Genomic DNA, 744 nt, shown 5'->3' with positions numbered 1-744 from the left:
CCGCAGTAGCTCAGTGGTAGAGCACTCGGCTGTTAACCGAGCGGTCGTAGGTTCGAATCCTACCTGCGGAGCCAATTTGGAGAGCTGTCCGAGAGGTCGAAGGAGCACGATTGGAAATCGTGTAGACGGTCAACGCTGTCTCAAGGGTTCGAATCCCTTGCTCTCCGCCATAGAAATTTGTACAAATGGCCCCTTGGTCAAGCGGTTAAGACACCGCCCTTTCACGGCGGTAACACGGGTTCGAATCCCGTAGGGGTCACTAAGATTTTTTCGCGTAAGGGAAAATAATCGTCCTTAATTTTTCGCGTAAGCGAAAATAATCATCCTTAACTTTATCGAAGTAACGATTACAAATGGAGGATTAGCTCAGCTGGGAGAGCATCTGCCTTACAAGCAGAGGGTCGGCGGTTCGATCCCGTCATCCTCCACCAAGATTTTTTCGCGTAGCGAAAATAATCTTCCTTAGTGTTTCGCGTAGCGAAAATAATCTTCCTTAATTTTTCGCGTAGCGAAAATAATCGTCCTGAATGAAAATTTCATCACCATTTATTACCGTCGCGGGGTGGAGCAGTTCGGTAGCTCGTCGGGCTCATAACCCGAAGGTCGCAGGTTCAAATCCTGCCCCCGCAATCATTAATTCCTTTTCAAGTTACTCACTTGAAGAGATTTGGTCCCGTGGTGTAGCGGTTAACATGCCTGCCTGTCACGCAGGAGATCGCCGGTTCGATCCCGGTCGGGACCGCC

Annotated in this window: 5 tRNA genes; all 5 read left to right on the top strand. The window is 49.6% G+C overall.

Annotated elements, in window-relative coordinates:
- Positions 1-78: 78 nt before the first annotated feature.
- The 5 genes from UB32_RS07025 (at position 79) to UB32_RS07005 (ending at position 742) form a co-directional block, all read left to right on the top strand.
- Positions 79-170: transfer RNA gene (locus UB32_RS07025), tRNA-Ser, on the top strand.
- Between the two features lie 17 nt (positions 171-187).
- Positions 188-259: transfer RNA gene (locus UB32_RS07020), tRNA-Glu, on the top strand.
- Between the two features lie 96 nt (positions 260-355).
- Positions 356-431: transfer RNA gene (locus UB32_RS07015), tRNA-Val, on the top strand.
- A gap of 125 nt (positions 432-556) precedes the next feature.
- Positions 557-630, top strand: a tRNA-Met gene (locus UB32_RS07010).
- A gap of 39 nt (positions 631-669) precedes the next feature.
- Positions 670-742: transfer RNA gene (locus UB32_RS07005), tRNA-Asp, on the top strand.
- The last annotated feature ends 2 nt before the right edge of the window (positions 743-744 follow it).

The organism is Mesobacillus subterraneus (genome assembly GCF_000934845.1).
Lineage (GTDB): Bacteria > Bacillota > Bacilli > Bacillales > Cytobacillaceae > Mesobacillus > Mesobacillus stamsii.
This window is presented reverse-complemented; position numbering and strand designations above follow the sequence as displayed.